24 protein-coding genes are annotated in these 24,136 nt (G+C 68.7%); 13 read left to right on the top strand and 11 right to left on the bottom strand.

Annotated elements, in window-relative coordinates; translation table 11 throughout:
- Positions 1–493: 493 nt before the first annotated feature.
- From ACX12F_RS09570 to ctaC, 4 genes are all read right to left on the bottom strand, one after another.
- Complete coding sequence (locus ACX12F_RS09570; RefSeq protein WP_459369346.1) at positions 494–1,165, bottom strand: DUF2561 family protein; 672 nt, start codon at positions 1,163–1,165, stop codon at positions 494–496.
- Positions 1,165–1,992, bottom strand: coding sequence for a hypothetical protein (locus tag ACX12F_RS09565; RefSeq protein ID WP_459369345.1), 828 nt, complete (start codon positions 1,990–1,992; stop codon positions 1,165–1,167). Before ACX12F_RS09565 ends, ACX12F_RS09570 begins: the two co-directional genes overlap by 1 nt.
- 171 nt (positions 1,993–2,163) lie before the next feature.
- Positions 2,164–2,583, bottom strand: a complete 420-nt coding sequence (locus ACX12F_RS09560) for a cytochrome c oxidase subunit 4 (protein WP_459369344.1) — start codon at positions 2,581–2,583, stop codon at positions 2,164–2,166.
- Positions 2,584–2,593: 10 nt separating this feature from the next.
- The gene (gene ctaC, locus ACX12F_RS09555) at positions 2,594–3,634 is read right to left on the bottom strand and encodes an aa3-type cytochrome oxidase subunit II (RefSeq protein ID WP_459369343.1); all 1,041 of its coding nucleotides are present in this window, start codon (positions 3,632–3,634) and stop codon (positions 2,594–2,596) included.
- 139 nt (positions 3,635–3,773) lie between these two features.
- Here ctaC and asnB point away from each other — a divergent pair, with 139 nt between their 5' ends.
- Positions 3,774–5,747 (top strand): asparagine synthase (glutamine-hydrolyzing), encoded by a 1,974-nt coding sequence (asnB, locus tag ACX12F_RS09550; protein ID WP_459369342.1) that lies wholly within the window; start codon positions 3,774–3,776, stop codon positions 5,745–5,747.
- A 73-nt stretch (positions 5,748–5,820) separates the two neighbouring features.
- Here the strand turns inward: asnB and ACX12F_RS09545 are convergent, their stop codons facing one another.
- On the bottom strand, positions 5,821–6,789 hold the full coding sequence (locus tag ACX12F_RS09545) for a carbohydrate kinase family protein (RefSeq protein ID WP_459369341.1): 969 nt from the start codon (positions 6,787–6,789) through the stop codon (positions 5,821–5,823).
- Positions 6,790–6,863: 74 nt separating this feature from the next.
- Here ACX12F_RS09545 and ACX12F_RS09540 point away from each other — a divergent pair, with 74 nt between their 5' ends.
- Positions 6,864–7,508, top strand: coding sequence for an Rv0361 family membrane protein (locus tag ACX12F_RS09540; protein ID WP_459369340.1), 645 nt, complete (start codon positions 6,864–6,866; stop codon positions 7,506–7,508).
- Positions 7,509–7,529: 21 nt separating this feature from the next.
- On the opposite strand, the gene ACX12F_RS09535 is transcribed toward ACX12F_RS09540, so the two are convergent.
- Positions 7,530–7,898 carry a HesB/IscA family protein gene (locus tag ACX12F_RS09535; protein ID WP_459369339.1) on the bottom strand — a complete coding sequence of 123 codons (369 nt, stop codon included), beginning with the start codon at positions 7,896–7,898 and terminating at the stop codon, positions 7,530–7,532.
- Positions 7,899–7,947: 49 nt separating this feature from the next.
- A complete protein-coding gene (locus ACX12F_RS09530) occupies positions 7,948–9,012 on the bottom strand; it encodes a glycerate kinase family protein (RefSeq protein WP_459369338.1) in 1,065 nt (354 codons plus the stop codon).
- A 71-nt stretch (positions 9,013–9,083) separates the two neighbouring features.
- Here ACX12F_RS09530 and ACX12F_RS09525 point away from each other — a divergent pair, with 71 nt between their 5' ends.
- The 4 genes from ACX12F_RS09525 to ACX12F_RS09510 are packed head-to-tail and all read left to right on the top strand — an operon-like array spanning position 9,084 to position 12,083.
- The gene (locus ACX12F_RS09525) at positions 9,084–9,767 is read left to right on the top strand and encodes a DUF3043 domain-containing protein (RefSeq protein WP_459369337.1); all 684 of its coding nucleotides are present in this window, start codon (positions 9,084–9,086) and stop codon (positions 9,765–9,767) included.
- Positions 9,768–9,772: 5 nt separating this feature from the next.
- Positions 9,773–10,300 carry a bifunctional adenosylcobinamide kinase/adenosylcobinamide-phosphate guanylyltransferase gene (locus tag ACX12F_RS09520; protein ID WP_459369336.1) on the top strand — a complete coding sequence of 176 codons (528 nt, stop codon included), beginning with the start codon at positions 9,773–9,775 and terminating at the stop codon, positions 10,298–10,300.
- Positions 10,297–11,364, top strand: coding sequence for a nicotinate-nucleotide--dimethylbenzimidazole phosphoribosyltransferase (gene cobT / locus ACX12F_RS09515; RefSeq protein WP_459369335.1), 1,068 nt, complete (start codon positions 10,297–10,299; stop codon positions 11,362–11,364). Before ACX12F_RS09520 ends, cobT begins: the two co-directional genes overlap by 4 nt.
- Positions 11,361–12,083, top strand: a complete 723-nt coding sequence (locus ACX12F_RS09510) for an adenosylcobinamide-GDP ribazoletransferase (RefSeq protein ID WP_459369334.1) — start codon at positions 11,361–11,363, stop codon at positions 12,081–12,083. The genes cobT and ACX12F_RS09510 overlap by 4 nt, the downstream gene beginning before the upstream one ends.
- A gap of 68 nt (positions 12,084–12,151) precedes the next feature.
- Here the strand turns inward: ACX12F_RS09510 and ACX12F_RS09505 are convergent, their stop codons facing one another.
- Both ACX12F_RS09505 and gcvT read right to left on the bottom strand, forming a co-directional pair.
- Complete coding sequence (locus tag ACX12F_RS09505; protein WP_459369333.1) at positions 12,152–13,282, bottom strand: branched-chain amino acid aminotransferase; 1,131 nt, start codon at positions 13,280–13,282, stop codon at positions 12,152–12,154.
- Between the two features lie 85 nt (positions 13,283–13,367).
- Complete coding sequence (gene gcvT, locus ACX12F_RS09500; protein ID WP_459369332.1) at positions 13,368–14,462, bottom strand: glycine cleavage system aminomethyltransferase GcvT; 1,095 nt, start codon at positions 14,460–14,462, stop codon at positions 13,368–13,370.
- 54 nt (positions 14,463–14,516) lie between these two features.
- Here gcvT and ACX12F_RS09495 point away from each other — a divergent pair, with 54 nt between their 5' ends.
- Positions 14,517–15,626 carry an adenylate/guanylate cyclase domain-containing protein gene (locus ACX12F_RS09495; RefSeq protein ID WP_459369331.1) on the top strand — a complete coding sequence of 370 codons (1,110 nt, stop codon included), beginning with the start codon at positions 14,517–14,519 and terminating at the stop codon, positions 15,624–15,626.
- Between the two features lie 5 nt (positions 15,627–15,631).
- Complete coding sequence (locus ACX12F_RS09490; RefSeq protein WP_459369330.1) at positions 15,632–17,146, top strand: leucyl aminopeptidase; 1,515 nt, start codon at positions 15,632–15,634, stop codon at positions 17,144–17,146.
- A gap of 78 nt (positions 17,147–17,224) precedes the next feature.
- Here the strand turns inward: ACX12F_RS09490 and ACX12F_RS09485 are convergent, their stop codons facing one another.
- Entirely contained in the window at positions 17,225–18,160 is a 936-nt protein-coding gene (locus ACX12F_RS09485; protein WP_459369329.1) for an alpha/beta fold hydrolase, read from the bottom strand.
- A gap of 193 nt (positions 18,161–18,353) precedes the next feature.
- On the opposite strand from ACX12F_RS09485, the gene sucB reads away from it, so the two are divergent.
- The 5 genes from sucB to ACX12F_RS09460 are packed head-to-tail and all read left to right on the top strand — an operon-like array spanning position 18,354 to position 23,471.
- Positions 18,354–20,135 carry a 2-oxoglutarate dehydrogenase, E2 component, dihydrolipoamide succinyltransferase gene (gene sucB / locus ACX12F_RS09480; protein WP_459369328.1) on the top strand — a complete coding sequence of 594 codons (1,782 nt, stop codon included), beginning with the start codon at positions 18,354–18,356 and terminating at the stop codon, positions 20,133–20,135.
- Positions 20,136–20,150: 15 nt separating this feature from the next.
- Complete coding sequence (locus tag ACX12F_RS09475; protein WP_459369327.1) at positions 20,151–21,059, top strand: TIGR01777 family oxidoreductase; 909 nt, start codon at positions 20,151–20,153, stop codon at positions 21,057–21,059.
- Positions 21,060–21,084: 25 nt separating this feature from the next.
- Positions 21,085–21,771: a lipoyl(octanoyl) transferase LipB gene (gene lipB / locus ACX12F_RS09470; protein ID WP_459369326.1), complete on the top strand. Its 687-nt coding sequence runs from the start codon at positions 21,085–21,087 to the stop codon at positions 21,769–21,771.
- Positions 21,768–22,700 (top strand): lipoyl synthase, encoded by a 933-nt coding sequence (lipA, locus tag ACX12F_RS09465; RefSeq protein ID WP_459369325.1) that lies wholly within the window; start codon positions 21,768–21,770, stop codon positions 22,698–22,700. Before lipB ends, lipA begins: the two co-directional genes overlap by 4 nt.
- A 15-nt stretch (positions 22,701–22,715) precedes the next feature.
- Positions 22,716–23,471, top strand: coding sequence for a DUF4191 domain-containing protein (locus tag ACX12F_RS09460; RefSeq protein ID WP_459369324.1), 756 nt, complete (start codon positions 22,716–22,718; stop codon positions 23,469–23,471).
- 57 nt (positions 23,472–23,528) lie between these two features.
- On the opposite strand, the gene ACX12F_RS09455 is transcribed toward ACX12F_RS09460, so the two are convergent.
- Positions 23,529–24,020, bottom strand: coding sequence for an RDD family protein (locus tag ACX12F_RS09455; RefSeq protein WP_459369323.1), 492 nt, complete (start codon positions 24,018–24,020; stop codon positions 23,529–23,531).
- Positions 24,021–24,136: the final 116 nt, after the last annotated feature.

Here is a 24,136-nt window from a genome sequence, read left to right as displayed (position 1 = left end):
CTCGATCTACGGTTTCGGCCCGGTCTGGTTTCCACCAGACCGGGCCGAATTCGTTTGTGGGATGCCCGAAACCGGCCCGAGCGTGAACTCAATAGCGGGTTCCAGGCCTCTGACGCGGCATCTACTACACGTTCGGACACGCGCCACTCCCCTACCCACGCGCACAACGGCATCGGATTGCGCCGGGGCCAATGAATCACTGCAGACATCGAATGACGATCTGTTCTGCCGTGGCCCCAGGCTCAAATCGGTGTGGCGGTAAGCCTCATGCACCGCAATGCCGCGGCCAACACGCCCTCCACAACTGCGCCACGAATACCGGCTCAACGCCGCAGCAGGGCCACATCAGCGTTGACCCTCACACGGTGGCACCCGACACTCGCACAACTGCGCCACACGTACAGGCTCAACGGACAACGAGACGACTGCCGAGGCAGCACTGCCCTTACCAGTCCCCGGCTGACGTCAGTCGGCGCGGGAGGTCCTTCGCCGGCTAAGCGGCGCGGGCGTCCTCCGCCGCAGCCTCCAGCACCGCGTGCAGACCCCGCAAGCAGTACCAGGGAATGGCGACCATGGCAGCGGTGATGACGATGGCCAGGCCGTACAGCATCCAGGCCAAATCATCGTGGCGGTCGGCCAGCATGTACGCGCCCAGGAAGACGAACAGCGTCGCACCGCCCATGGCAGCGGCGATGCCGACCGTGCAGCGCAACCACAGCTGGTCCACCGCCGCTATCGGAAAGCCCACCATGCTGGTCGCCGGGGACACCGAATACCGCCGCACCACCGGATCGTCGAAGGACCGGAGCGCGCTCTGCGGGACGTCACCGGCTGGACGACGGTCCTCGGCCTCGGACGGCCCGCCGCCGAGCAGCGGCAGCGGCGCAGCCCCACCGCGACGGGCCCGCAACAGCAGCGGGATGGCACCGATGATCACCGCGGCGGACACCCCGATGACGGAGTACAGCAGCCACGGCGTGGGCGACGACGAAGTACCCGACGGATGCCGGGTACCGAGATCCACCAGCGCGACGGCAGCCGCCACCCCGGCGCCCAGGGCAGCCAACCACAGGGCCACACAGCCACCGAGCAGAAGACGGTCCAACTGCTCTGGGCTGCCGCCCGTCACTCGCGACCGGGTTGAAGTCTCAGCGTTGTACGGCATTAACAGCTCGTCTGCCAATCATCGTTGGTCTGGGAGGCCAGGGTCTGGCCGTCACTGGTCACAATCGAACAGTTCAGGTGGCTCAGCCGCAGCAGGCTGGAGGCTTGGACCGAACCCACGTCGGACATCGAGATGGGTGTCAGCGTGATCATCCACGGGATGTAGACGTTCTGCTGGGTGCGCTGGCGTCCGGCAGCGTCGGTATATGTCACCGAAATGCGGTCCAGCGGCGCCTTCGTGCCCCAAATCCGATACGTGACATACCGCGGTCCGGTCGGCGGAGCGGACGTCGTCGCCGGCGGTGCGGCCGCTGGGGTGCTGGGCGGTGGGGGCGGCGGCGGTTCTTCCGACGTCGGCGGCGGCTGGGTCACCGTCACCGTCGACGGAGGCGGCGGGGGTGGTGGTGGCGGAGGCGGCGCCTCGGTCGTCGTCGGCGGAGGCGGCGGCGTCGTGGTGGTGAACTCGTCCTGGAACGGAGGCGCCGAGGTGGTGCTCGTCGAGGGCGTTGCCACGTTCTCCGAGCTGGTGTTGCGGGTCACCAGGATGGCAACGGACGCCACCAGCGAGATCGCGGCGATGATCGCCACGACACCGACAACCCACGGCCACCGCGGCGGCGGGGCGTCGCTGGCCTCTGGCTTGGCTTCGTAGCTGTCGTAGTCGTAGAGCGCCGGCTCCGGCGGCACATACGGCGCAATGGTGAAGTGCTCGGATTCGGGCGCAGAGTAGGCCTGCGAATAGATCTCGGTTTCGCCCGTGCCTTCACCGACGCCCGATGGCTCCCGGGCCGCATCATCATCCGAGCCCGGGGAATGTGACCCGCTCACGTACGCCTATCCCTCTCGACCACTATGTCGCCACAGCTACGGAATACCGCGCTTCGGCAGACATTACCCAACATGGGCCTGGCATGGCCGTTCCGGACGGCGCCAGAGGACCATCTGACATACGGTTGTGACCTGACCGCGGAGGCGATCAGGTCACAGGGGCCGTAGGTGTCAGTGCTTCTCGGGGCCGACGTAGTACTCGAACACCAGGCCGGCGACGGTGGCCAGCACGAAGCACACGCCGGCGACGATCAGCCAGGGCAGCCAGAGGCCGATACCGACCGCGGTGGTCGAAGCCGACAGGGCGATCAGCAGCGGCCACCAGCTGTGCGGGCTGAAGAAGCCCAGCTCGCCGGCGCCGTCGGAGACCTCGGCGTCTTCGTAGTCCTCAGGCCGGGTGTCGAGGCGGCGTGCCACGAACCGGAAGAACGTGCCGATGATCAGCGACAGACCCGTGGTCAGCACCAGCGCGGTGGTGCCGGCCCACTCGATGCCACCGTTGGCGTACAGCGCGGTCAGCGTGCCGTAGCCGATGGTCGCCAAGGCGAAGAAGGCAGTCAGAATCTCGAAAAGCCGGGCTTCGATATGCATTTCGTATCCCCTACTTGCTCGCCTGAACCGGCGAACCGGCCTGCTCGCCGCGGCGAGTGTCGAACGGACGGGTCGTCTGGGCCACCGGGGGCAGACCGATCGACACCAGCGCCTCGGCGTTGGTCGCCTTCGGGTGATCGATGCGGTACTGCAGGTAAGCCTTGAACTGGTCGGGCTCCACCACGCGCACTTCGAAGTTCATCATCGAGTGGTACGTACCGCACATCTCGGTGCAGCGGCCGACGAACGGACCGGTCTTCTCGATCTCACTGACCTGGAAGATGTTGTCCGAGTGGTTGGCCTCGGGGTTCGGGATGACGTCCCGCTTGAACAGGAACTCCGGCACCCAGAAGCCGTGAATGACGTCGGCCGAGGCGATCTGGAACTCGATGCGCTTGCCCTTCGGCAGAACCAGGACCGGAATCTCGGTGCTGGAGCCGATGGTCTCGACCTTGTCGAAGTTCAGGTAGCTGCGGTCCTCGGGGTTGATGCCGCGGATCGCGCCGACCTTCTCCTCGCCGTGCTCGTTCTTGCCCTCGGGCTTGGACGTCATGGCTTCCTTGCGAGCGGTGTCGGCGCCGTCGTAGGAGAAGGTGTTGTCCTTGAAGGCGACCTTCTGGTAGCCGAACTTCCAGTTCCACTGGAACGCGGTGACATCGATGGTGACCTCAGCAGGCTTGCTGTGGTCCATCATCTTCTCCTGCACCACGACGGTGAAGTAGAAGAGCACCGAGATGATGAGGAACGGCACCACGGTCAGCACGAGTTCCAGCGGCATGTTGTAGCCGAACTGGCGGGGCAGCTCGGTGTCGGTCTTCTTCTTGCGGTGGAACGCCATCGCCCAGAAGATCAGCGCCCACACGATGGCGCCGACCACGAACGAGGCGATGACCGACCACACCCAGAGGTCACGGTTTGCGTGTGCTTCTGGGGTGATGCCGGTCGGCCAACCCAGGCCGAAGACTTCCTGCCAGCTGCATCCGCTGAGCAGCAGCGTCGACGCGCCGAGAATGGCGGACAACGCCACCAAACGGAGCCCGCGAGCGGTCACGTTGAGGCCCTCCTAGAGGTCGGTCAAGCCGGTCGAATACTACGCAGCGTAGACCACGCCCACGGTGCCGAGCGAAGCGACCGGCCAATCGGCAGCGCCAGTTCTGAGTTCACCTGCCTGAACAGGCATACTGGCGCCCGTGTGCGGACTGCTGGCCTACCTGGCCGACCCTGTTGCCGACCATTCCACCGACCTCGTGAACGCGGTTTCGGATGCCACGCATCCGATGCGTCACCGGGGCCCGGACGAGTCGGGTGCCTGGGCCGACGACACCAGCGGACACCACACCGAGGCCGGCCACAGCGGCTCGGCTGCTGTCGTCTTCGGTTTCAACCGGCTCTCCATCATCGACATCGCGCACAGCCATCAGCCGCTGCGCTGGGGTCCGCCCGAGGCGCCGAACCGCTACGCACTGGTGTTCAACGGCGAGATCTACAACTACCTCGAACTGCGTGAGGAACTACGCGGCGAGTTCGGCGCCGAGTTCGCCACCGAGGGCGACAGTGAGGCGATCGTCGCCGCGTACCACTACTGGGGCACCGCTGCCCTGGCCCGCTTGCGGGGGATGTTCGCCTTCGCGCTGTGGGATACCGAGACCCGCGAGCTGTTCTGCGCACGTGACCCGTTCGGCATCAAACCGCTGTATCTGGCGACGGGACCCGGCGGCACCATCGTGGGCAGCGAGAAGAAGTGCATTCTCGACCTGGCGGCCCGCGCCGGCATCGATCTGAGCATCGACGAACGTGCCGTCCAGCACTACACCGTGCTGCAGTACGTGCCCGAACCCGAGACGCTGCAGGTCGGCATCCGCCGACTGGAGTCGGGCAGCTACGCCCGCATCCGGCCGGGCCAGCAGCCGGAGGTAACGCGGTACTTCAAGCCGAAGTTCGCCGCCGTGCCGTTTGTCACAGGGCAGGAGCAGGCCCGGTACGACGAGATCACCGCGGTGCTCGAGGACTCGGTCGCCAAGCACATGCGGGCCGACGTCACCGTCGGCGCGTTCCTGTCCGGCGGCATCGATTCCACCGCCATCGCCGCGCTGGCGATGCGCCACAACCCCAAGCTGATCACGTTCACCACCGGCTTCGAGCGCGAGGGCTTCTCCGAGGTCGACGTGGCCGTCGCCTCCGCCGAGGCCATCGGGGCGCGGCACGTGACCAAGGTGGTCAGCCAGGCCGAGTTCGTCGCGGCGCTGCCGGAGATCGTCTGGTACCTGGACGAGCCTGTGGCCGACCCGGCGCTGGTGCCGCTGTTCTTCATCGCCCGCGAAGCCCGTAAGCACGTCAAGGTCGTGCTTTCGGGCGAGGGCGCCGACGAGTTGTTCGGCGGTTACACCATCTACCGGGAACCGTTGTCGCTCAAGGCGTTTGATCGTGTCCCCCGTGGGCTGCGCCGTGGGCTGGGCAAGGCGTCCAAGTCACTGCCCGAGGGAATGCGCGGCAAGAGCCTGCTGCACCGCGGGTCGCTGACGCTCGAGGAGCGCTACTACGGCAACGCCCGCAGCTTCTCCGACGAGCAGCTGCAGGCGACCCTGGCGCAGTTCAATCCGGAGTGGACGCACACCGACGTGACGGCGCCTGTCTACGCCGAGTCCGCCGGCTGGGATCCGGTCGCCCGCATGCAGCACCTGGACCTGTTCACCTGGCTACGCGGTGACATCCTCGTCAAGGCCGACAAGATGACCATGGCCAACTCACTGGAACTGCGCGTGCCGTTCCTGGATCCCGAGGTGTTCGCGGTCGCGTCCAAGCTGCCGTACGACCAGAAGATCACCCGGACCACGACCAAATACGCACTGCGCCGCGCCCTCGAACCCATCGTGCCGGCCCATGTGCTGCACCGGGCGAAGCTGGGTTTCCCGGTGCCGATCCGGCACTGGCTACGCTCCGGCGAGCTGCTGGAGTGGGCCTACGCGACGGTCGACGCGTCGCAGACCGGGGACCTGATCAACCTCGCCGCCGTGCGCCAGATGCTCGAAGACCACCGGGGCGGCGTCAGCGACCACAGCCGCCGGCTGTGGACGGTGCTGATCTTCATGTTGTGGCACGCCATCTTCATCGAGGGCAGCGTCACCCCGCAGATCAGCGAGCCCGTCTACCCCGTCGAACTCTGATCGTGCACGCCGGCAGTGCGGGAAATGACCGCGAGGTGGAGCTGATTTCGGTCGTTTCCCACACTATCGGCGCTTAGATCACGGCGGTAATCTCGTCGGCGGCGTCGGCCCCGAAGGCGGCCGAAAGACGCGGCAGCGCAGTGGCCTTGTCCCAGGTCCATTCCTGCGGGCCCGGCGCCTCGAGCACCAGCGTGGCGACGAGCGAGGCCAGCTGAGCGGCCCGCTCCAGGCTCAGGCCGGCGCCGCGGCCGGTGAGGAAGCCGGCGCGGAAGGCGTCACCGATACCGGTCGGGTCGACCTTCTCATTCTCGGGCACCACGTCGACGTGGATGAATGAACCGTCGCCGACGATGTCGACGCCCTTCTCCCCCAGTGTGGTGACGCGCAGCTCGATCTGGCTCATCACCTCGGCCTCGGACCAGCCGGACTTCTGCAGCAGCAGGTCCCACTCGTAGTCGTTGGTGAACAGGTAGGCGGCACCGTCGATGAGGCGACGGATCTCCGCGCCGGACAACCGGGCCAGCTGCTGGCTGGGGTCGGCGGCAAACGGCAGACCCAGCTTCCGGCATTCCTCGGTGTGCAGGAACATGGCCTCGGGATCGTTGGCGCCGATGATCACGAGCTCCGGCTCGCCCTGCGCGGCGACGAGATCAGCCAGCTTGATGTTGCGCGCCTCGGACATGGCACCGGGATAGAACGACGCCAGCTGTGCCATGTCCTCGTCGGTGGTGCAAACAAAACGTGCGGTGTAGGCGGAGTCGGACACCAGCACCTGCGAGCAGTCGACGCCGTGCGACGTCAGCCAGCCGCGGTAGTCATCGAAGTCCTTGCCCACCGCGCCGACCAGCGTCGGGCTGCCGCCCAGGATGCCGATGGCGTAGGCGATGTTGCCGGCGACGCCGCCACGGTGCACCACCAGGTCGTCGACCAGGAAGCTCAGCGACACCTTCTGCAGGTGTTCGGCCAGCAACTGCTCGGCGAATCGGCCGGGGAAGCGCATCAAATGGTCGGTCGCGATCGATCCGGTCACGGCAATGGTCATTCGGCGAGCTTACCCAGCGCAGCCGGAGTAACCGGACCGGGACGTCCGCCCGGGTGCGCTAGCCTGTGGTCAACATGGACGGCGTATATCCGTACCCGGAATCGATCCCCCCGCAGCCGGGTCCGGGGAACCCCACCTACGGTGCCCCCTACGGTGCACCCTCCGCCGGCCCTCCTCAGGCCTACCCGACGACGCTCCCGCCGGCGGTGTCGTATCGGTCAGGTGGCGGCAACAACACCAAGCGAATCCTGCTGGTGGTTGGCGCAGTCGTTGCGGTTGTCGCCGTCATCGGCGGCATCATCTTCGCGGTCCGCGGCACCAGTGATCGGGGTCTGACCGATGCCTCTGCCAAGTCCGCGATCCAGGGCTATCTGAACGCGCTGCTGCATCAGGACAAGCAGACCGTAGCGCGACACGCGCTGTGTGGCTTGTATGACGGCGTCAAGGACCACGCCACGGACTACACCGTCGCGAATCTGGCCAGCGATGCATTCCGTAAGCAGTTCGGCCAGGCGGATGTCACGTCGATCGACAAGATCGTGATGCTGTCACCGAATCAGGCGCAGGTGCTGTTCACCATGAAGGTGGCGCCGTCAGGTCGGCTACCGCGCGGTTCGGGACCGAAGAACAACGAATTCCAGGCCGTCGCCCAGCTGCTGGTACAGCCGCGCGAAACCCTGGTCTGCTCATACCTGCCGCGTCCGGCGGACTCCCTGTAGGAGACCGCCGGACCAGCTAGGTCAGTTGAACGAATCGCCGCAGGCGCAAGAGCCGGTGGCGTTCGGGTTGTCGATGGTGAAGCCCTGCTTCTCGATGGTGTCGACAAAGTCGATCGTGGCGCCCTGCACATACGGGGCACTCATCCGGTCGACGGTGAGGTTGACGCCGCCAACATTGGTGGTCAGGTCACCGTCGAGGGTGCGGTCATCGAAGAACAGGTTGTAACGCAGGCCGGCGCAGCCGCCCGGTTGCACGGCGATACGCAGCGCGAGGTCGTCACGGCCTTCCTGGTCCAGCAGAGCCTTGGCCTTGGCGGCCGCCGCGTCCGACAAGACCACGCCGTGGGTCTCGGTCGAGGTACCGGTGGTGGTCGCGTCCTCAACAGTCATTGCATCTCCCTGGTACACACTCGATTGCCTGGCACTTATCCAGGCAACATCAACGGTACCTTGTCCGGCCGCTATTCCCGACTTCAGCGGCGACGGCCGCAGCTAATCCGGTCAGCTGGTTGGCCGCGTCGCTGATGGCCAGCGCCACCGAACCGGCGTGGTCGGCGATGGAATAAGCGGCCGCGACCCCCGCGGCAGCTACCGCCGCCGGGTCCAGCGTCACCTGCCCGGCCAGCACGAGCACGGGCGTGCCGTGTGCCTGGCTGACCAGGGCGCTGATCACCTTGCCATGCAGCGACTGGTCGTCGAACCGGCCCTCACCGGTGATGACCAGGTCGGCAGCGGCCAGGTCCGCAGCCAGCCCGGTGTGGCCGGCGATCACCGTCGCGCCCGATTCGCGCCGTCCACCCAGCGCCAGCAGCGCCGCCCCGAGACCGCCGGCGGCGCCGGCACCGGGTTCGACAGCGACGTCTCGGCCGGCCACGGATTCGAGTTCGCGGGCCCACTCCGTCAGCCGCTGCTCCAGTACTGCCACCGTCGCGGGATCGGCCCCTTTCTGCGGACCGAACACCGCCGCGGCACCCATCGGCCCCAACAGCGGGTGCTCGACATCCGAGGCGACGATCAGTTCGACGCCGGCCAGCCTGCGGTGCGCGGCCGCCAGCCCGCCCAGCGCTTCGACGAGCCCGCGGCCGCCATCGGTACAAGCACTGCCGCCGAGGCCCACGACCACGCGCCTCGCGCCCGCCACCAGCGCGGTATCCACCAGCTGCCCCACTCCGAAGCTGGTCGCGTTCAGCGCGGTCGCTGCCGTCGGCGGCCCGCCGAGCAGCGCCAACCCGCAGGCCTGCGCGCACTCGATATAGGCGGTGGCCTCGTGCAGCACCCAGTGCGCGGTGACCTCGCGATCCAGCGGGCCGCGCACCGTGGTCGTCTGCACACCGCCCAGCCGTTCGGCCAGGACGTCGACGAAGCCGGGCCCACCGTCGGACTGCGGAGCGAGCACGAGGGTGTCGGCCGGGCGCGTGGCGGCCCAGCCCGCGGCGATCGCCGCCGCGGCCTGCACCGCGGTGAGGCTGTCGCCGTAGCAGTCGGGGGCGACGAGGACTCTCATCGGAGCAGGTTAAGCCCCCTCTGACTTGGGTGCATGACGGCCGACCGCGGCCACCGAAGTAACCTGACACCGTGAATCTGCTGGGCCGCAAGAAGGACAATCCCGACTCTGAGGGTGGACGCGACGAGGGCGTTGACTCCGCCGGGGCCACCGACGCGGGCGTCGACGTCGCCGGGGGCACCACTGCGCCCAAGGGCCGCCCGACGCCCAAGCGGAGCGCCGCGGCGCGCAAGCGCGGCCCGGTCGCTCCAGCGCCGATGACGACGGCCGAGGCACGCAAGCGGCGCAAGGAACTTCGCAACTCCCAGTCCAAGGAAGAGCGCAAAGCCGAGCGGGTGGCCCGCCGGGCGGATATGGATTCGCGACGCGCCAAGATGATGGCCGGCGACGAGGCCTACCTACTGCCCCGCGACAAGGGCCCGGTCAAGCGGTACGTTCGCGATCTCGTCGACTCCCGGCGCAACGTGCTGGGGCTGTTCATGCCGTCGGCGCTGGTACTGGTGTTCTTCATGATGGCGCTGCCGCCGGTGCAGACCCAGGGCCTGCTGTCGATTGCGATGCTGGCCTTGATGGTGATCATGGCGATCGACGGTGTCCTGCTGAGCCGACGCATCAACAAGCGGGTCGACGCGAAGTTCCCGGACAACACCGAAAGTGGTTGGAAGCTGGGCTTTTACGCGTCCAGCCGGGCCTCGCAGCTGCGCCGCATGCGGGTGCCGAAGCCGCAGGTCAACCGCGGGGACAAGGTCGACTGAGCCCGGTGCGCACCCTGGTGCTCGGCGGCATCCGGTCGGGAAAGTCGCAGTGGGCCGAGGACTGGATCGGTCGCGCGGCCGGCCCTGGTGAACCGGTGCATTACGTCGCGACCGGCTCCGTGGGCGGCGACGCCGACTTCGCGGCCCGGGTTTCGGCTCATCAGCACCGCCGGCCGGCACACTGGTCGACCGTCGAATCCGCCGATGTGGCAAGCACTTTGCACATGTCCGCGGCCGCCACGATGGTCGATGACATCGGCGGTTGGCTGGTCGCCGCGATGGACCGCCGCGACGCTTGGACCGGCGGATCGATTCAGTCCGAGGTCGACGAATTGACCTCGGCAGTCAGCGAATTCACCGCACCGCTGGCCCTGGTCAGCCCGGAGGTTGGCCTGGCCGTCGTCCCGGCCACCGAATCGGGCCGCCGGTTCGCCGATCAATTGGGCTCGCTCAACCAGCGCCTGGCCGCGGTCTGCGACCGCGTGGTGCTGGTGGTGGCCGGCCAGCCTCTCACCGTCAAGGAGCCTCGATGAGCGATCCCCGCGCCCAGTTTCCCGACCTCACCAAACCGGACGCCGATGTCCGGGTGGCCGCCCTCGCGCGGCAGGACACCCTGACCAAGCCGCCGGGCTCCCTCGGCCGGCTGGAAGAGCTGGCGGTCTGGGTGTCGGCATGCCAAGGCGTCTGTCCGCCAAAGCAATTCGAGCGGCCCCGGGTCGTTGTGTTCGCCGGCGACCACGGCGTGACGGCATCGGGGGTGTCCGCCTTCCCCTCGGAAGTCACCGCGCAGATGGTGGCGAACTTCGACTCCGGCGGCGCCGCCATCAACGTGCTGGCCGAGGTGGCCGGTGCCACCGTCCGCGTCGCTGACATCGCGGTCGACGGTGAGGCGCACTCCCCCGCGATCGGCGCCCACAAGGTGCGACGCAGCAGCGGCAACATCGCCGTCGAGGACGCCTTGTCGACGGCGGAGGCCGTGGCGGCGATCGCGGCCGGCCGCACCATTGCCGATCAGGAGGTCGATGCCGGCGCCGACCTGCTCATCGCCGGCGATATGGGCATCGGGAACACCACCCCCGCAACGACTCTGGTCGCCGCCCTGACCGCTTCCGAGCCCGTCGCCGTGGTGGGCCGCGGCACCGGCGTCGACGACGAAGGCTGGGCCCGCAAGACCGCGGCCATCCGTGACGCGCTGTTCCGCGCACGACACGTCAAGGCCGATCCGGTTGCGCTGCTTGCCGTTTGCGGTGGCGCGGACCTGGCTGCCATGGCCGGCTTCCTGGCCCAGGCCGCGGTGCGCCGGACCCCCGTCCTACTCGACGGCGTGGTGGTGACGGCCGCGGCGCTGGTCGCCGACCGGTTGGCCCCCGGCGCGAAGGCCTGGTGGCAGGCCGGCCACCTGTCGACCGAACCCGCTCACGCGGTGGCACTGCAACGTCTGCAGCTGACGCCGATCCTGGATCTGAGCATGCGCCTGGGCGAAGGCAGCGGCGCGGCAGTGGCCCTGCCGGTCCTGCGGGCCGCGGTCGCGACCCTGGCGGCCATGGCCACCTTCGGTGAGGCGAACGTCGCAGGAAGAGCTGACCAAGCCCCGTGATCGGTTCCCTCGCTTCGGCTTTCGCGTTCAGCACCGTCCTCCCGGTGCGCAGCAACCGGCCGTTCGGGCGGGGCACCCTGACCGCGCTCCCAGCGGTGGGCATCGTCCTCGGCGGCATCGCAGCAGCAGTCGTCTGGGGCGCCGGGCACGTGTTCGGGACCGGGCCGCTGGCGGGTTTGATCGCCGTGGCGGTACTGCTCCTGCTGACCCGCGGTCTGCACATCGACGGGCTGTCCGACACCGTCGACGGCCTCGGCTGTTACGGACCGCCCGAGCGGGCGCTGACCGTCATGCGCGGCGGTACCGCGGGCCCCTTCGGCGTGGCGGCGATCGTGGTGGCGATCGGGGCGCAGAGCATGACGTTCACCGCGATCAGTCCCGTCGCCGTGGTCGTCGCGGTGGCCGCAGGCCGGGTCGCCGCACTGGCCGCCTGCCGCACGTCGGTTCCAGCCGCGCCCGGCAGCACGTTGGGCGCGATGGTCGCCGGTAGTCAGCCGGCGTGGGTGGTCGCGGCGTGGACAGTGGCCGTCGCCGGCGCATCAGCCTGGGCGACCCCGCGGCTGTGGCAGGGGCCGGTCGTCGTGCTCGTCGCACTGGGCATCACTGCCCTACTGGTGGCGCACTGCGTTCGCCGGTTCGGCGGGATCACCGGCGATGCGCTGGGCGCGGCCGTCGAGGTCACGACCACGCTGACCGCGCTGGGGCTCGCCGCCCACTAGTCGCAGAGGGTCACGACGATCGCGAGATTTCGTGGAAATCCTCGCGATCGTCCTCACGTTGGAGCGGGCTAACCGAGCCGGGTCATCCAGTTGTGGGTGTCGGCGAAGGTGCCGCGCTGAATGCCCGTCAGGGTGTCGCGCAGCGCCATGGTGACCTCGCCGGGCTGGCCGTCACCGATGGTGAACTCACCCGCCGACTCACCAGCCAATTCACCCTTGCCGTACTTCACGTGCGCCACCGGTGTGATGACGGCCGCGGTGCCGCAGGCGAACACCTCGGTGATCTCCCCCGCGGCGGCCTTCTTCTGCCACTCGTCGATGTCGATCTTGCGCTCTTCGACCGCGAAGCCGGCGTCAACCGCCAACTGCAGCAACGAATCCCGCGTGATGCCGGGCAGGAGCGAACCGGACAGCTCCGGGGTGACCAGCCGGGCCGAGCCACCGCTGCCGAAGACGAAGAACAGGTTCATGCCACCCATTTCTTCGACGTATCGACGTTCGATGGCATCCAGCCAGACCACCTGGTCGCAGCCCATCTCGGCAGCCTGCGCCTGGGCCAGCAGCGAGGCGGCGTAGTTGCCACCGAACTTGGCCGCACCGGTACCGCCCGGGCTCGCTCGCACGTACTCGGTGGACAGGTAGACCGACACCGGCTTGATGCCGCCCTTGAAGTACGCGCCGGCCGGCGAGCCGATCACCAGGTAGCGGTACTCGGTGGCGGGCCGCACGCCCAGGCCCGGCTCGGTGGCGATGATGAACGGCCGCAGGTACAGCGACGCCTCACCACCGGCTGCCGGGACCCACTCGTTGTCGACGGCGATCAGCTGACGCAGCGAGTCGACGAAGACGTCCTCGGGCAGTTCCGGAATGGCCAGACGCCGGCACGACATCTGCAGCCGGGCGGCGTTGGCCTCCGGGCGGAACGAGACGATCGAGCCATCGTTCCAGCGGTATGCCTTCAGACCCTCGAAGACCTCCTGCGCGTAGTGCAGGACGATCGCCGACGGGTCCAGTTCGATGGGCCCGTACTCGGTGACCCGGGCGTCATGCCAGCCGCGGTCGGCGGTGTAGTCGATCGACACCATGTGGTCGGTGTGGAACCGCCCGAATCCGGGGTCGGCCAGAACCTGAGCCCTTACCTCATCGCTCACTGGGTTGCTCGCGCGCGAAACGGTGAATTCGAGGGGGCCGTCGGTCATATGCCGATTGTATCGCCCGTGGCTAACAAGTTTTCCCGTCGCTCCGCTCGCCCCCGACCAAGTTTTCCCGTCGCTCCGCTCGCCCCTACCGGGTTTTCGCTGCCACGAACGGCGGTGCGACGACCTCGCATTCCAGCGCCCGGCCCCGGACGTCGACGGTCACGCGCGCCCCGTCGGCGATATCTGCCGCGGTGTCCAGCAGCGCCAGCGCGATGCCGACCTTGAGGCTCGGCGAGAAGGTGCCCGACGTGGTGATGCCCACCGGCGTATCGCCGTCGAGCACTGTCAGGCCGGCGCGCAGCACGCCGCGGCCGACGGCCTTGAGACCCCGCAGCGTCCGCTTGGGGCCTGCCGCCTTCTCCGCGAGCAGGGCGTCGCGCCCCCAGAAGGCGTCTTTCTTCCAGCCGATGGCCCAGCCGCAGCGGGCCTGCAGCGGCGAAATGTCCAGCGACAGTTCGTGTCCGTGCAGCGGGTAACCCATCTCGGTGCGCAGCGTGTCGCGCGAGCCCAGCCCGGCGAGTTCGCCGCCGGCGGCCTTCACCGCGGCGACCAGCGCGTCGAACACCACGCCGGCGCGGTCCCACTCGGGCAGCAGTTCGTAGCCGTGCTCGCCGGTGTAGCCGGTGCGGCACACCCGGACCGGGACGCCGTCGTACTCGGCGTCGGCGTACCCCATGTAATCCATGTCGGTCGGCAGACCGAGCGCGGTGAGCACCTCGGTGGACTTCGGCCCCTGGACCGCCAGCACGGCGTAGGACCGGTGCTCGTCGGTGATGGTCAGTTCGGGCGGTGCCACCCGCTGCAATTCGGCGACCACGGCGGCGGTGTTGGCGGCGTTGGGTACCAGGAAGATCTCGTCGTCGGAGACGTAGTAGGCGATGAGGTCATCAATCACGCCGCCGGACTCGTTGCAGCACAACGTGTATTGCGCCTTGCCCGGCCCGATGCGGCGCAGGTCGTTGGTGAAGGCGGAGTTGACGAAGTCGGCCGCGCCGGGGCCACGGACCAAGGCCTTGCCGAGGTGGCTGACGTCGAACAGACCGACGGTCTCGCGGGTGGCGTTGTGCTCGGCCACGGTGCCGGCGTAGGACACCGGCATCAGCCAGCCCCCGAATTCGGCGAAACTCGCCCCGAGTTCGCGGTGACGGTCTTCCAGCGGGCCCTGCAACAGTTCGCTCACGGCAGGCAAGCGTAGTCGGCCCCGCGGCCGCGTTGTAGCTGGCAGACTCACATTGTGGTCGATTTCGACGCACTGGAAGCCGCCGGCATCGCCGATGCGCGGCTCCGCGCACCCCTGATCGAATACCTCGACGGCCTCGGCTTCACCACCGAGCAGATGGTCCAGGCCGAAGCACGCGGCCGGTTGTTCGGGCTGGCCGGCGACGTCGTGCAATGGTCCGGGCAGCCCAGCCACAGCGTGGCGTCCGCCGCCCGTGCGCTCGGGCTGCCGCTGGCCGATGTCGAACAGACCTGGGCGGCACTGGGCCTGACGGTCGCCGACCCGACCGCGCCGACGCTGAGCGATGCCGACCTCGAAGCGTTGCGCACCTGGGCGGATCTGCGGGCCGCGATCGGCGACGATGCCGCACGAGGATTCCTGCGGGTCATCGGCGTCAACGTGGCACGGGTGGCCGAGGCCCTGGCGTCGATGAGCCGCGCGGGCCTGCCCGACCTCGATCTGGCCCGCAGCCACGACGAGCTGGTCACCGCGCGCGCCTATCGGGCGGCAGCCCAGTTCATCCCGCGCATCGGCGCCATGATCGACGCCGTCCACCGCCACCATGTCGCCTCCGCCAGAACGTATTTCGATGGCATCGTCCATCGGGACTCGTCGACCGTGGTGTGCGGCATCGGGTTTGCCGACCTGTCCAATTTCACGCAGCTCACGCAGCGGCTCACGCCGGACGATCTGACCAGCTTGCTGAGCGAGTTCAACGCCATCACCAACGACGTGGTGCGCGCCGACGGTGGCCGGGTGATCAAGTTCATCGGGGATGCGGTGATGTGGGTCAGCGCCACACCCGAATCGCTCGCGCGGGTCGCGATCGACCTGGTGCACCATCCACGGCCGAAGATGGCCCACATCAGCGTGCGGGCCGGTCTGAGCTTCGGCTCGGTGGTGGCCACCGGTGGCGATTACTTCGGTAATCCGGTGAATCTGGCGGCCCGGCTGGTCGCGGCGGCCGAACCCGGGCAGATTCTGGTGGCCGCGCCGTGGTACGACATGCCCGGCAAATGGCCGGTCGCTCCCCGGGAGCCGTTGGTGCTCAAAGGTTTCAACGACCCTGTCACCGCGTTCGAGGTATGCGCGGAGGCTGAGCGGGCGGCCCGGCAGACACGGTGACTAGGGTGGGTCCGGTGAGCAGCGCACCCGGTTACCAGCCCCCCACCGTCATCGTCGCCTCCGAGCTGCCGTCCGGCTTGGACTCCGCGGTACTGATCGTGCCCGTCATCGCGGGCGAGAACGACGAGGCCAAGATCCTGGCCAACCCGTTCCTGGACGCCGAAGCCACCGGCGAGATCGAGGTGTCGCTCAAGACCCTGGGTGCGAAAGGCTCCAATGAGCAGCTGACCCGCGTGCTGGTGCCGTCGCTGCCGGTGGCCAGTGTGCTGGCCGTCGGCCTGGGCAACGATCGCGACGAGTGGCCGGCCGACGTCGTCCGCCGCGCCGCCGGTGTGGCGGCCCGCTCGCTGAACGGCACCGAGACTGTGGTGACCACACTGTCGGAGCTGGACATGGCGGCCGCCGTCGAGGGCCTGATCCTGGGCGCCTACCGCTTCAGCGAGTTCCGCAGCGCGAAGACCGCGCCGAAGGAAGCGGGCCTGACGTCGCTCATTGCCCTTTCCACCGCGGACGACGCCGAGACCGCAGCGGCGCGTGGCATCGATGTGGCCACCGCCGTGGCGACTGCGCGCGACCTGGTCAACACCCCGCCGAGCCACCTGTTTCCGGGCGAATTCGCCAAGCGCGCAAAGGCTCTGGGCAAGTCGGCGGGCCTCGAGGTCGAGGTGCTCGGCAAGAAGGAGCTCGAGGACGCCGGCTTCGGCGGCATCGTGGGCGTCGGCAAGGGCTCGTCTCGCGGGCCGCGCCTGGTGCGGCTGACCTACCGCTCCGGCAAGAAGAACGCCAAGAAGGTGGCGCTGGTGGGCAAGGGCATCACCTTCGACACCGGCGGCATCTCGATCAAGCCGGCCGCCAACATGCATCAGATGACCTCCGACATGGGCGGTGCCGCAGCGGTCATCGCCACCGTCGTGCTCGCCGCGCGCCAGAAGCTGGCGGTCGACGTCGTCGCAACCGTCCCCATGGCCGAGAACATGCCGTCGTCGACGGCGCAGCGGCCGGGTGACGTGCTGACGCAGTACGGCGGCACCACCATCGAGGTGCTCAACACCGATGCCGAAGGTCGGCTGATCCTGGCCGACGCCATCGTCCGCGCGTGCGAGGACAACCCCGACTACCTGATCGAGACGTCGACGCTGACGGGCGCGCAGCTCGTGGCGCTCGGCGCGCGTACCCCCGGCGTCATGGGCAGTGACGAGTTCCGCGACCGGGTCGCCAAGCTCTCGCAGGACGTCGGCGAGAACGCCTGGGCCATGCCGCTGCCCGAGGAATTGAAGGATGACCTGAAATCGACGGTCGCCGACCTCGCGAACGTGAGCGGTGCGCGCAACGCCGGCATGCTGGTGGCCGGGGTGTACCTGCGCGAGTTCGTCGCCGACGGTGTGCAGTGGGCGCACCTCGACGTCGCCGGCCCGGCGTACAACACCGGCGGTCCGTGGGGTTACACCGGCAAGGGCGGCACGGGTGTGCCGACGCGAACCATGTTCGCGGTGCTGGAGGACATCGCAGCCAACGGTTAGCCGCCCTCAGCGAGGGGGCCACCCGGAGCGCGAGAGCGGCCGATTCGGGTGGCCGGTTCTGGCCTGTCCTAGCCTGCCCTAGCTTGCCTTGCCGGCGACCTGAGCCCGTTCCAGATCCCGCGCGGGCTCGGCGCCGGCCACGTGGTCGGCCAGCTCGCGGACCGCGGTGGCGAGCAGCTCCGGGTGTGACATCGGCGACCAGTGCCCCGACTTGATGTCCCGCCGCCACAGCTGCGGAACCCATTGCGGCGTCTCGTCGTACAGGTGCGGGCGGACGAACTGGTCGCCACGGTTGACGATCACCTGAACCGGCACGTTGACGTAGTGGTCGCGTCGGCCCGTGAAGATCGTCCGCCAGTAGTTGGCGGGGTACACCTTGAGGCTGTTCGCGGCATCGGTCGCAAAGGTGTCCGAATGCCGAATCTGGTTGTCGGACATACCATCCAGCCGCTTCAGCAGCTGCGGGATGATGGTCGGCACGGCGGCCCGGACGAACACTCGTGCCACCAGCGGGATCGAGAAGAACCCCTGATAGGTCAGCCGCAGGAACTGCGACACCGAGTGCAGGAAGCGCACCGGCCGGTGGGGGCGCTTGAGACCCTCCATGATGTAGCGACGCGTGTGGTCGGCGCTCGGCCCTGACGTCGAGGTGAACGACGCGATGCGGTCCACCGACTCCGGCCGCGACAGGTACTCCCACATGCCGACCGATCCCCAGTCATGGGCCAGCACGTGGACCTTCCGGCCGGGCGCCAAGGCCTCGATCACGGCCGCGAAGTCGTCGGCGTAACGCGCCATGGTGTACGACGAAACCTTCTTGGGCACAGCAGAATTGCGCGAGCCGCGGTTGTCGTAGCGGATCACCCGGTAGGTGTCGGCCAGGTAGGGCACCGTGGCGTCCCACATGTCGTGCGAGTCGGGCCAGCCGTGCACCAGCACCACCACCGGGCCGTCCGGGTTTCCCTCTTCGTAGGTCGCGATCCGCGTCCCGTCCGCACTGTTCACAAACTGCATCTTCAGACCCTGCCTGACCTCGAAATATCCAGTACCGCCGGTACCAGTTTCGATGCGACAGTAGCCTGCTCAGTGGTGGTGTCAAGACACCCGGACAAAGTCCCCGGCCCGCCACTCCTCGACTGCGTGAGCATGACAGGATGGGGCCTGAGACATTCGAAGTGACGAGCGACCTTTTCGAGGAGTCAACGTAATGGCCATCTCCGTCCAGATGCCCGCACTCGGTGAGAGCGTTACCGAGGGGACCGTCACTCGATGGCTCAAGCAGGAGGGCGACACCGTCGCGGTCGACGAACCCCTGCTCGAGGTGTCCACCGACAAGGTCGACACCGAAATCCCATCGCCGGCAGCGGGTGTCCTGACGAAGATCGTCGCGCGCGAAGACGACGTCGTCGAGATCGGCGGCGAGCTCGCCGTCATCGGTGACGCCGGCTCGGAGCCGGCCACAGCCCCCGCTTCAACCCCCGCGCCCGCGGCGGCACCGGAAGCCCCTGCGGCCCCGGCGCCCGAGCCCGCCGCCGCTGCCCCGGCCCCGGCCCCCGAGGCGCCCGCACCGGCGCCTGCTTCGGCCCCCGCCCCGGCGTCCTCCGATGCGGCCGATGCCACTTCGATCGTGATGCCGACCCTCGGCGAGTCGGTCACCGAAGGCACTGTCACCCGCTGGCTCAAGAAGGTCGGCGACTCCGTCGCGGTCGACGAACCCCTGGTCGAGGTGTCCACCGACAAGGTCGACACCGAAATCCCGTCGCCGGTCGCCGGTGTGCTGCTGTCCATCACCGCCGACGAGGACGACGTGGTGTCCATCGGCGGCGAGCTCGCCAAGATCGGTGCCGCCGGTGCCGCGCCGGCCGCCGCCCCGGCTCCGGCCCCCGCAGCTCCCGCGCCCGCTCCGGCCCCCGCGCCCGTTGCCGCACCGACGCCTCCCCCGGCTCCGGCCGCGCCCACCCCGCCGCCGGCCCCCGCGCCCACTCCGGCTCCCGCTGCCCCGGCACCCGTCGCGGCGGCGTCCGCGGCGTCCGACGACGCGAGCCCCTACGTCACCCCGCTGGTGCGAAAGTTGGCCGCCGAAAACAATGTTGACCTCGCCTCGGTGCAGGGCACCGGTGTCGGCGGTCGCATTCGCAAGCAGGACGTGCTCGCTGCCGCAGAAGCCGCCAAGGCCGCATCCGCCCCCGCCGCACCAGCTGCCAAGGCCCCCGCTGCTCCGGCTGCCAAGGCCCCGGCCGCGGCGCCTGCCCCAGCGCTGGCTCACCTGCGTGGCACCACGCAGAAAGCCACCCGGATCCGCCAGATCACCGCCAAGAAGACGCGCGAGTCACTGCAGACCACGGCGCAGCTGACCCAGACCCACGAGGTCGACATGACCCGCATCGTCTCGCTGCGGGCCCGCGCCAAGAACTCGTTCGCCGAGCGCGAAGGCGTCAACCTGACCTACCTGCCGTTCATCGCCCGCGCGGTGATCGACGCGTTGAAGATCCATCCGAACGTCAACGCCAGCTACAACGAGGACACCAAGGAGATCACCTACTACGACGCCGAGCACCTCGGCTTCGCGGTGGACACCGAGCAGGGCCTGCTGTCGCCCGTCGTGCACAACGCCGGCGACCTGTCCCTCGGTGGTCTGGCACGCGCCATCGTCGACATCGCCGACCGCGCCCGCTCGGGCAACCTGCGGCCCGACGAGCTGGCCGGCGGCACCTTCACCATCACCAACATCGGCAGCCAGGGCGCCCTGTTCGACACCCCGATCCTGGTTCCGCCGCAGGCTGCCATGCTCGGCACCGGTGCCATCGTCAAGCGGCCGCGGGTCGTCGTGGACGAGGGCGGCAACGAGTCCATCGGCGTCCGGTCGGTCTGCTACCTGCCGCTGACCTACGACCACCGCCTGATCGACGGCGCCGACGCCGGACGGTTCGTGACCACCATCAAACGTCGTCTCGAAGAGGGTGCGTTCGAGGCCGACCTCGGTCTCTAGGCGGTCTGTAATCCCATGGCGCACGCGGTCATAGCCATCGCGGGCTCGTCGGGGCTGATCGGTTCCGCGCTGGTGTCGGCGCTCCGTGCCACCGACCATCGCGTGGTGCGCATCGTGCGCCGTCAACCGGCCAACGCCGACGAGGTCTACTGGAACCCCGACACCGGCGACTTCGACTGGCGCGCACTGCTCGACGTCGATGCCGTGGTCAACCTGTGCGGGGTGAGCGTCGGAGCCCGCCGCTGGTCGGGGGCGTTCAAACAGAGCCTGCGGGACAGCCGTATCGGCCCGACCGAGGTGCTGACCGATGCGGTCGTCGACGCCGGCGTCCCCGTGCTCATCAACGCCAGCGCCGTCGGCTTCTACGGCGATACCCGCGACCGGATCGCCGACGAGCAGACCCCTGCGGGCACCGGCTTCCTCGCCCGGCTCTGCGTGGACTGGGAAGCCGCCACCCGGCCCGCCGCCGACGCCGGTGTCCGTGTCGTGCTCGCGCGCACCGGCCTGGTGCTGGCCCCGGCGGGCGGCATGCTGGCCCGGCTCCGGCCGGTCTTCGGGCTCGGCCTCGGTGCCCGGCTGGGCAGCGGCCGGCAGTACATGCCGTGGATCACGCTGGAGGACGAGGTGCGGGCCCTGCTGTTCGCGCTGAACCACGACAACCTGTCCGGGCCCCTGAACCTGACCGGTCCGGCGCCCGTCACCAATGGTGAGTTCACCGAAGCCCTGGGACGGGCACTACACCGTCCCACGCCGCTGCTGATGCCGGGCTTCGCACTGAAGGCGGCACTCGGCGAGTTCGCCGAGGAGGGGCTGCTGGGCGGCCAGCGCGCGATCCCCGCCGCGCTGGAGGACGCCGGCTTCGAGTTCCACCAGCGGACCATCGGCGAGGCTCTGTCCTACGTCACCGCCCCCAACGCGGCCTGAGCTCGGCAGGGGTAGCGTCAGTTCGGTGACCATCCGATCTGCCGGCGGCCCGATCGAGGTACGACGCCTGGGCATCGTCGAATACAACGATGCCTGGCAGCTCCAGCGTGATCTCGCCACCGCCCGCGCCGACGAGCGCGGCAACGACACCCTGCTGCTGCTCGAGCACCTGCCCGTCTACACCGCCGGCCGCCGCACCGAACCGCACGAGCGCCCGACCGACGGCACCCCCGTCATCGACACCGACCGCGGCGGCAAGATCACCTGGCACGGCCCGGGGCAGCTGGTCGGCTACCCGATCATCGGCCTGGCGCAGCCGCTCGACGTGGTGAAATTCGTTCGGCTGCTTGAGGATGCGCTGATGTCGGTGTGCTCCGAACTCGGCCTGGAGACCATCCGCGTGGATGGCCGCTCCGGCGTGTGGCTGGCCGCCGACGGCCTGCGGCCCGAGCGCAAGATCGCCGCCATCGGCATCCGCGTCGCGCGCGGCACGACGCTGCACGGCTTCTCCCTGAACTGCAACTGCGACCTGGGCGCGTTCGGCGGCATCGTCCCGTGCGGCATCGCCGACGCGGGTGTGACGTCGCTGACGAAGGAACTGGGCCGCGAGATCACGCCCGAGGACGTCATCGACCGGGTGGCCGCGGCGGTGTGCTCGGCACTCGGGGCGGCCGTCGGCGCGCCCTCCACGGCACTAACATCGACACCATGAGTGTCGATCCCGGTAACCGCAAGCTGCTCCGCCTGGAGGTCCGTAACGCGGAGACACCGATCGAGCGCAAGCCACCGTGGATCAAGACCAAGCTCAAGATGGGCCCCGAGTACAAGGACCTCAAGAGCCTGGTCAAGCGCGAGGGCCTGCACACCGTCTGTGAAGAGGCCGGCTGCCCCAACATCTACGAATGCTGGGAGGACCGCGAGGCCACCTTCCTGATCGGTGGCGAGCAGTGCACCCGCCGCTGCGACTTCTGCCAGATCGACACCGGTAAGCCCGCAGACCTGGACCGTGACGAACCCCGCCGGGTCGCCGAGAGCGTGCAGACCATGGGGCTGCGGTACTCCACGATCACCGGGGTGGCCCGCGACGACCTGCCCGACGGCGGCGCCTGGCTCTACGCCGAGACCGTCCGCCAGATCCACGCGCTCAACCCGAACACCGGCGTCGAGCTACTGGCCCCCGACTTCAACGGCGTGCCCGCACTGCTCGAAGAGGTCTTCGACTCGCGTCCAGAAGTGTTCGCGCACAACGTCGAAACCGTGCCGCGCATCTTCAAGCGGATCCGCCCGGCGTTCCGCTATGAGCGCAGCCTCAGCGTCATCACCGCCGCCCGCGACTACGGCCTGGTCACCAAGAGCAACCTGATCCTCGGCATGGGCGAGACGCCCGAGGAAATCCGCATTGCCCTGCAGGACCTGTACGACGCCGGCTGCGACATCGTCACCATCACCCAGTACCTGCGCCCGTCGCCGCGGCACCACCCGGTGGAGCGCTGGGTGCGGCCCGAGGAATTCGTCGAGCATCAGCAGTTCGCAGAGGGCCTCGGCTTCGCCGGTGTGCTGGCCGGACCGCTGGTCCGCTCGTCCTACCGGGCCGGAAAGCTGTACGCCCAAGCTGCCCGGTTACGGCCACCGGTTTCCTGAATCTATCCTGGTGGCATGGCGAAGACCACCAATCCTGCCGCTCTGAAGGCTGCGAAGGCCGAGGCGAAGGCTGCCCGCAAGGCTGCCTCGAAGCAGCGCCGCGCCCAGCTCTGGCAGGCGTTCCAGATTCAGCGCAAAGAGGACAAGCGGCTGCTGCCGTACATGATCGGCGCATTCGTGCTGATTCTGGCGCTGGCCGTCGGCATGGCGGTGTACTCGGACAGCATCTTCACGTGGGTGACGCTGCCCATCCTGGGTGTCGTGCTCGGTGCACTGGTCGCCTTCATCATCTTCGGCCGGCGGGCGCAGAAGTCGGTCTACAGCAAGGCTGACGGCCAGACCGGCGCCGCGGCCTGGGCGCTGGACAACATGCGCGGCCAGTGGCGCGTCACGCAGGGCGTCGCCGCCACCGGCAGCTTCGATGCCGTGCACCGCGTGATCGGCCGGCCGGGTGTGATCTTCGTCGGCGAGGGTTCGCCGCAGCGCCTGAAACCGCTTCTGGCGCAGGAGAAGAAGCGCACCGCGCGACTGGTCGGTGAAGTGCCGATCTACACCATCGTGGTCGGCAACGAAGAAGACCAGGTGCCGCTGGCCAAGCTGGAGCGCCACCTGGCCAAGCTGCCCGCCAACATCACCGCCAAGCAGATGGACGCGCTGGAGTCCCGCCTCGCGGCGCTCGGATCCAAGCTGGGACCGGGCGGCCTACCCAAGGGCCCGTTGCCTGCCGGCGCCAAGATGAAGGGCATGCAGCGCACCGCTCGCCGCAAGTAGTGATTCGTGCGCGAAAAGGTTCGGCCAGCGCACCTTTTCGCGCACAAATCGCTCAGATCAGCGGCGCAGGACGGCGGTGTTGGTCAGCCGGTCCTGCAGGCCGCGGCCGTCGGCGTCGGTCAGGAGCGCGGGTACTGCCAGCAGCACCAGCAGCATGCGAACGAAGGCGCGCCCGAGTCCGACGTATGGGCTCCGCCCCACCGATACGACGCGCAGCCCAAGGGCGTACTGGCCGGGCGTAAAGCCGAAGAGCCGCACCGACACCGTGCCGACGACGACCCAGGCGATCACCGCGGGCGTGCCGTGCCAGACGTATTGATACTCGTATTCGCTGACCCCGCCGAACACCACACTCAGGGTGCCGAGGCCGTAGCAGATCAGCCAATCCACCAACAGCGCGGCGAACCGGCGGCCGAATCGCGCGAGCGAACCCGGCCCTGTTTCCGGCAGGCCCAGGGCCTTACCGGGGTATGTGGAGTCATCAACGGGGCGCTCGGATCCGGGCCCGGAAAGCCACGAACCGAGCCGAAATCCATCGGCGCCGGACATAGTGTCAGGATAGGCGTGCGCGCTCGTGCAACCGAACGGCGCGGTGGGTGGGTCTGCGGTTCACAAACCGCCGATCGCGTAACGTCCGCGAAACATACGGTTGATTGGCGTGCAAC

The organism is Mycolicibacterium sp. HS_4_1, from assembly GCF_054515875.1.
This window is presented reverse-complemented; position numbering and strand designations above follow the sequence as displayed.